Source organism: Xanthomonas sp. 3075 (assembly GCF_014197275.1).
GTDB classification, from domain to species: domain Bacteria; phylum Pseudomonadota; class Gammaproteobacteria; order Xanthomonadales; family Xanthomonadaceae; genus Xanthomonas; species Xanthomonas campestris_B.
Window position 1 is genome coordinate 187,193 of the sequence record NZ_JACIFI010000009.1, and the last position, 7,220, is coordinate 194,412.

Annotated in this window: 8 protein-coding genes; 6 read left to right on the plus strand and 2 right to left on the minus strand. The window is 63.2% G+C overall.

The window, feature by feature from the left end:
- The first annotated feature begins 234 nt into the window (after positions 1-234).
- The 4 genes from bioH (at position 235) to lpxO (ending at position 4,193) form a co-directional block, all read left to right on the plus strand.
- Entirely contained in the window at positions 235-996 is a 762-nt protein-coding gene (gene bioH, locus GGR62_RS10815) for a pimeloyl-ACP methyl ester esterase BioH (protein WP_184407902.1), read from the plus strand.
- A 43-nt stretch (positions 997-1,039) separates the two neighbouring features.
- Positions 1,040-1,822 carry an SDR family oxidoreductase gene (locus GGR62_RS10820; RefSeq protein ID WP_184407903.1) on the plus strand — a complete coding sequence of 261 codons (783 nt, stop codon included), beginning with the start codon at positions 1,040-1,042 and terminating at the stop codon, positions 1,820-1,822.
- Positions 1,823-2,206: 384 nt separating this feature from the next.
- Entirely contained in the window at positions 2,207-3,091 is an 885-nt protein-coding gene (gene bioC, locus GGR62_RS10825) for a malonyl-ACP O-methyltransferase BioC (RefSeq protein ID WP_184407904.1), read from the plus strand.
- A gap of 196 nt (positions 3,092-3,287) precedes the next feature.
- Positions 3,288-4,193, plus strand: a complete 906-nt coding sequence (gene lpxO / locus GGR62_RS10830) for a lipid A hydroxylase LpxO (protein ID WP_184407905.1) — start codon at positions 3,288-3,290, stop codon at positions 4,191-4,193.
- 473 nt (positions 4,194-4,666) lie between these two features.
- Here the strand turns inward: lpxO and GGR62_RS10835 are convergent, their stop codons facing one another.
- On the minus strand, positions 4,667-5,854 hold the full coding sequence (locus GGR62_RS10835) for an XVIPCD domain-containing protein (protein WP_184407906.1): 1,188 nt from the start codon (positions 5,852-5,854) through the stop codon (positions 4,667-4,669).
- Positions 5,855-5,857: 3 nt separating this feature from the next.
- Complete coding sequence (locus GGR62_RS10840) at positions 5,858-6,190, minus strand: hypothetical protein (protein WP_260305822.1); 333 nt, start codon at positions 6,188-6,190, stop codon at positions 5,858-5,860.
- A 280-nt stretch (positions 6,191-6,470) separates the two neighbouring features.
- Between GGR62_RS10840 and GGR62_RS10845 the strand changes: the two genes are divergently transcribed.
- On the plus strand, positions 6,471-6,755 hold the full coding sequence (locus tag GGR62_RS10845; protein ID WP_184407908.1) for a hypothetical protein: 285 nt from the start codon (positions 6,471-6,473) through the stop codon (positions 6,753-6,755).
- Positions 6,742-7,220: transposase (locus GGR62_RS10850; protein WP_184407909.1), on the plus strand; the 479-nt coding region annotated here is incomplete at its 3' end. The genes GGR62_RS10845 and GGR62_RS10850, both read left to right, overlap by 14 nt.

Consider the following 7,220-nt stretch of genomic DNA (forward strand, 5'->3'; position numbering starts at 1 on the left):
GATGTCCGTTGAGGTGCGGGGAAAGCGCCCCGTGGCGCGACGGGTTGGCCGCTGCAATCCAGGCGCTGTGCGCGCGCCACTGGCGCTGGCTGGAGCGTTGGTGTTCCCGCACGCGCACGCAAGCTGACCTGCTCGCGCCCAGGATCGACCGGCCACGCACAAGCTCCGCGCGTTGACCCAAGACACGCCGGGTGCACGCACCACCCAGGCGCACCAATCAGCGACAATCCCCGCATGCATATCGACGTCATCGGCCACGGGCCTGCACTGGTTCTTCTGCACGGGTGGGCACTGCACGGCGGCGTATTTGCGCCATTGGTGGAGCGGCTGTCGCAGCACCATCAACTGCATCTGGTGGATCTGCCCGGACACGGGTTCAGCCGCGACGACCGCACGCCGCTGGCACTGCCGGACGTGGTCGCCGGCATCGCCGCCGCCACCCCGCCGGCGGTGTGGCTCGGCTGGTCGCTGGGCGGGTTGTTCGCGCTGCATGCGGCGGCCACGCAACCGCAGGTGCGTGGACTGGCGATGATCGCGGCCACACCGCGCTTCGTGCGTGGCAATGATTGGCCCGATGCAGTCGAACGCGAGGTGTTCGTGCAATTCGGCCAGGACCTGTCCCGCGATTATCGCGGCACCCTGGAGCGTTTTCTGGCGCTGGATACGCTGGGCTCGGCGCATGCCCGCGCCGAATTGCGCAGCCTGCGCGAGACGCTGGTTGCGCGCGGCGAACCGGCCGCCGAGGCGTTGCAGCAAGGTTTGAGCCTGCTGGAACGCACCGACCTGCGCCGCGCACTGCCGCAGCTTGCGCGCCCCAGCCTGTGGATTGCCGGGCAACGCGATCGGCTGGTGCCAGCCGCCGGCATGCACGCTGCCGCAACACGAACTCCACAGGCGCAGGCACTCACCATTGCCGGTGGCGGGCACGCCCCGTTTCTCGGCCACGCCGATCAGGTCGCCGAGGCGCTGCAACGCTTCGTTGCGTCCGTGCCTTGAACGGATCGTCGATCATGCGCCATCGCTGATCGAGGAAACACGCATGGACTTGGGAATCGCCGGCCGCTGGGCACTGGTGTGCGCCGCCAGCAAAGGCTTGGGATTGGGCTGCGCACGCGCGCTGGCCAGCGAAGGCGTCAACGTGGTGATCGTCGCGCGCGGACGCGATGCGTTGGAGCAATCCGCCGATGCATTGCGCGCACTGCCAGGCGCGGGCGAGGTGCGCAGCGTGGTGGCCGATATCGCCACCCCGCAAGGTCGCGCCGACGCACTCGCCGCCTGTCCGCAGGTGGATATCCTCATCAACAACGCCGGTGGCCCGCCGCCCGGCGATTTCCGCCAATGGGAACGCGAGGATTGGCTGCGCGCGCTGGATGCCAACATGCTGGCGCCGATCGAACTGATTCGCGCAAGCGTCGATGCGATGCGCGCGCGGCGCTTCGGCCGCATCGTCAACATCACCTCCAGCGCGGTGAAGGCGCCGATCGACATTCTCGGCCTGTCCAACGGCGCGCGCGCCGGGCTGACCGGCTTCGTCGCCGGGCTGGCACGCAGCACGGTGGCCGACAACGTCACCATCAACAATCTGCTGCCCGGCCAGTTCGCCACCGACCGGTTGCGCGGCAACTTCGCGGCGATCGCGCAACAGCAAGGCAGCACCGCCGAAGACGTCGCCGAGCGCAAGCGGGCGGGCATTCCGGCCGGGCGCTTCGGCGAGGCGGACGAATTCGGCGCCGCCTGCGCGTTCCTCTGCAGCGCCCAGGCCGGCTACATCACCGGACAGAACCTGCTGATCGATGGCGGCAGCTATCCGGGTACGTTCTAGGATCAGATCGCCGCAGGCGGGCTGTGGCACATCCATGTCCCACGCCGGCTTGCACGCCACGCACGCCGCAGTTCACCGTCCGCTCCACATGCCGCGAACGCAGCCAACACCGCGCGGCGAACGGCAGGCAGGCACGGAACAGGTGCCCACAGCTGCAGGCATGCAGGCAGGCGCCGATTCCGGGCGTCACCGCGCCGCGCCTTGCGATGAGCACAATGGTTTTTCACGCTGCCTGATGCCTGCCTGGCAGGACACAGTGTGTAGCGCGCGCGCCGCCAGCCCCGGCCAGCATCCTGGCGCCCACCCGCAGCGGCTCCTGGCCGAAGGCCCGCTCGCACACATCGATTCCCTCCGTCGCGCGCAGCAGCGACAATAGCGCCGCTAATGAACAGTACCTTCGACCCCCGCCACGTCCGGCGCGCCTTTGCGCGCGCCGCCAGCAGCTATGCCGCCGCCGCCGCGCTGCAGCGCGAAGCGGAAACGCGCCTGCTCGAATCGCTCGACTACCTGGGCGACCAGGTACCCAAGGTGGTGCTGGATGTCGGCGCCGGCCCCGGCCATGCCAGCGGCGCGATCAAGAAGCGCTGGCCCAAGGCGCAGGTGATCGCGCTGGATCAGGCCATGCCGATGCTGCGCCAGGCGCGCAAGGCCGCCGGTTGGTGGAAGCCGTTCGCGCAGGTCTGCGCCGATGCGCGTGCGTTGCCGGTGGCCGACGGCAGCGTGGATGTGATCTTCAGCAATCTGTGCCTGCAATGGGTGGAAGACCTGCCGGCGGTGTTCGCCGGCTTTCGCCGCGCGCTGCGGCCGGGCGGGCTGTTGCTGTGCTCCACCTTCGGCCCGGAGACGCTGATCGAATTGCGCGAGGCCTTCGCCCAGGCCGACCCGGCGCCGCATGTCAGCCGCTTTCCGCCGATCGCGCAATTCGGCGATGCCTTGTTGATGTCCGGCTTCCGCGACCCGGTGCTGGACCGCGACCTGTTTACGCTGACCTATAACGACCTGCCTGCCTTGATGCGCGAACTGCGCGCGATGGGCGCCACCAATGCGCTCAGCAATCGCCGCGCCACCCTGACCGGACGCGGCCGCTTCGCCGCCGCCAGCGCCGCTTACGAACCGCTGCGACGCCCCGACGGCAGCTTGCCCAGTTCCTGGGAAGTGATCTACGCCCACGCCTGGGCGCCGGCACCGGGCGCACCCATCCGCGAACAGGGGCACGACATCGCCAGCGTTCCGGTCGCGTCGATCCCGATCCGCCGCCGCATCGACTGAGCGGCGGTACAGATCGCCGCCCGCAGAACAGCTGCCTTCGGTGGGACACAGAGTCTTGGCTCACCGCCCATCCCGATCGGTCAGGTTGGACGGCGACACCCGGTAGAATTCAGTAGTGAATGGCTGCGCCCGATGGCGGCACGCCCTGTTCAGCACCTTCCCAGTTTGCGGCTCTTGCCCCCAATCGGCCTCCCCAATGTTGAAGTGGCTCATCATCGCGCTGTTCATCGCATCGGCGCTGTACATCCATTACCGCGGTCGCGTGCGGCACCGGCTCAGCCGGCAGCTGCTGGACCATTCCACCTTCATGGCGCCGATCAACACGCTGATGTATCTGTGTTCCCGGGTGCCGACCACACCGTTCATCGACCCCGGCAAGGAATTCCCGGAACTGGCGCCGTTGCGCGCCAACTGGTCGCTGATCCGCGATGAAGCCGTCGCCCTGCAGCAGATGCAGAAGATCCGCGCTGCCGACGGCTATACCGATATCGGCTTCAACTCGTTTTTCCGCCGCGGCTGGAAGCGGTTCTATCTGAAGTGGTACGGCACCGCGCACCCGTCGGCCTCGGAACTGTGCCCGCAGACCACCGCGTTGCTGCATGCGATCCCGACGGTGAAGGCAGCAATGTTCGCCGAGTTGCCGCCGGGCAGCGAACTGCGTCCGCACCGCGACCCGTTCGCAGGGTCCATGCGCCTGCACCTGGGGCTGGCCACACCCAACGACGACCGCTGCTTCATCGACGTGGACGGCCAGCGCCATAGCTGGCGCGACGGCGAGTGGACGATGTTCGACGAGACCTATATCCACCATGCACGCAACGACACCGACCACGACCGCATCATCCTGTTCTGCGATATCGAACGCCCGATGCGCTGGCGCTGGGCTGCGGCGCTGAACCGCTTCGTCGGCCGCAGCCTGCTCTCGGCCGGCGCCTCGCCCAACCAGGAAGGCGACAAGACCGGCGGCATCAACCGCGTGTTCCGTTACTTCTACGCGGCACGCCTGAAGGCCAAGGCGCTGAAGGAACGCAACAACCCGCTGTACCAGACGCTCAAGTGGGGCATCTTCATTCTGGTGGTGGTGGGGATCGTGCGGCTGTAGGCCTGGATGCAACGCCTGGGAACGCGCGCGTTCCAGCACTTAGAACTTGGGTCGGCCCATCGTCCACCACCGGTTGGTGTTCGATCGCTGGTTTCCGCAGACAGCCGCAGCACTGCGGGACATGCCCACGCACGACACCCGCCAGTTCCCCCAAGGGTGCGGACCTGTCGAAGGCCGGTCAGGAGTACCTCAATCACCTGGCCAAACTGATGAACGAGCGTCCTCGTTAGACCTTGGGATGGGCTACGCAGCGGCGACCATGAAAAAGGAAATCCTCGCCGTCACATCACGCGTTGCACTTGATTCCTGAGACCGCTCTGTCTTTAACTGGAAGGTACAACCAAATGTCAGTGGAACTATCTTTTGAGGCTGGCTCGGCCGAAGTCGCTAGGAGTTGACAACATCGGTTGTCACCGTAGGTGCCGTTTACGCCGTTTAGTAGGCTGATCGAAAAGCTGCTAAAGACACCCCAGTTAGACTTGCAACCTCGGTGCATCTTGCTTCTGAGTCTGCTCCTGAGCTTCGACACTCATCGCGAGTGCGCGCGTCTGTTCTGCAGACTGCACGCGCGCCTGGCTTTGCTCAACTGAATTCTCCACCGCATCTGCCGTGCGCATTTGCTCACGGTGATACACGGAAGTAGAGGGGTTTCCCTGGACCAGGAAGACGTATTCGCCGGCTGCTGCGCGGGTGCCTGCTTGGCCAAGTACGACATTGTCCACACGTTCCATGCCCTGCTCTTTGGCGAGTGCATACAGGCTCCAGGTCATCCGATCACTTGCCGCATCCGGAACACGATTCAGCGATTGATCGATCCGATGTACGCCATCCTGGATTTGAGCAAACATGGGATCGCTAGGCGATGGAGCATATGCGCTGAGCTTGAAACCATCCGACGATCCGCGCGAAGGTGCGGCAGGGTCCTGAGGTACCAACGGTTGTCCATTCGTAGGAGGCGCGATTCTACGATCATCCGCATCGAACCACTGCTTGCCGTCAAACCTGTAGCCGCTGCGTACCGACCCCGCGCCTACGTCCTGATAAAGGTCCTCCCCAAAATCCGGGGCGTTGACCGTCTCACCTTGTACGTTTTTGGGCAGAACAGGTTGAACGCCGCTGGCCTTTAGTAGGTTGCTGACAACCCCGTTGCTGTTGTTGTACAGCGGGGAATATTCCAATTGTGCGTGATTGATCTGCTCGCCTGCCTTCACGGCGGACTCGAGCTTTGCAGTTAATTCCTGGTCAGAGCCACTCCAGGCAACGATACGCTCGTGATGCTCGCCCGGTGCGGGCCAATCTGGAGCTATGATCGTCTCTTTCACGACGTCACCTCTGACGTCCCGTGCAATGCCAGCGTCGGAAGGATCCAGCTGATTCAAGGGAACTCGCTCGTAGTTCCCGTCCTGCTTTAGTCGGTACCCAACTTCATAAGGCGCTACGTAAGGCGCCGCTTGGACAATGATGTGCCCAAACTTTTCCGAGCCAAAAACCGTGCTCTCGGCAAAGTTCGCCAGATCATTCCCTTCGGCCCTGGTGTCTGGCCCCCCGCGTACTACGGTCTGGCTACCATCGGATTTCTGAAAGAGCAGGTAGAGATGGCGGCGGTCGCCAGCAACCTCGCTTGCGCCCACTGAAATTGTTGCCGTCTTTTGCTCATCCATGACTTATTCCCCAATATCCTGCGGAGCTCGATTCACTACCAGTTTGCTCAAGTAGATTCCGTCAGCAGAATGAAAGCCCACCATCCAGGTAACCGGCACAGCTGGCGCTGTCACCGATGGCTGCGCCTCTTTCACAATAGGGGAAAGCGTGCACACCATCGACGCTTTGTAACCTGCGCCGGGAGAGCTCAACGCTTGGCAGCGAAATCCTAGATCCTCAAGATTCTTCTGCGCAGTCGTAATGTGCGAGCCGATCGGGTTGGCGGCTTGAAGCTGCTGCCTTGCTTTGGCGGCAGACTGTTGAGTATTAAAGCCGGGCCGTGAGTCTTGCTGCATGGCAGAGCACCCTGGTACGAAGAAGAGACTAGCAGCTACTAGCAGTGCTAGAGAACTAAGGTTGGCGTGAGGATTCGCTTGCATGATTTGACAGCTCCACCGCAATCACACGGATGGTTGTCCATGTGCAGGTCGGTTGCAAGTATGCCCTCCTAAGAAATAGCGAAGCTATGAAGTTACTGCAGCAGGCCACCCCGGCCTCGCTTGACCCCAATCTATGCATCCGCAATAACGGGGTCGTCGTAACGGGGGTCAGGTTTTGGGCAGGTTCACTTAATAGGTGGCACCGTTTTGCGCGATCGACCGGCTCAATGCGCCCAAAGACGGCGCTGCGATAGAGGAAATTCGGTCCATCCCCGGCTTCAGGGTAACCACCAGCAAGACGGCAGAAGGGCGAGTCAAATTGCGCTACTTTCAGGAACCGGGACTTCATTCGTTCAAGGCAAATGTTGGGAAATCGTATGTCGACAATGACCCATGGCTTGCTGCCCATGAAGCCAGCAAGCTAGAGCGTGTTATGAACTTTGCTCTTGTCACGCTAACGTATGCGGATGAAGCCTCGTAAGCCATATCCGACCGATATCTCCGACGAAGAATGGGCCTTTGCTGCGCCATATCTCACACTGATGGATGCGCAAGCACCGCAGCGCAAATACGCGCTACGCGCGATGTTCAACGCACTGCGCTGGATCGCACGCGCCGGCGCACCGTGGCGATTGCTTCCCAACGATTTCCCGCCTTGGGAGGCGGTGTATCAGCAAACGCAGCGCTGGCTGCAGGCAGGCTGCTTTGAAGCCATGGTCAGCGATCTGCGCTCACTCTTGCGTGTAGCACAGGGGAAGAAAGGCCAGCCGAGTGCGGTGATTTTTGATGCGAGTGCGGTGATTTTTGATGGCCGTACGCTGCAGTCCACCTGTGAAAGTGGGCCGCGTGCTGGATACGATGGTTATAAGCGCAAGAAGGGAAGCAAGGTGCACATGGCGGTCGACACGCTGGGACATCTGCTCGCCGTCCAGGTCACGCCGGCCAA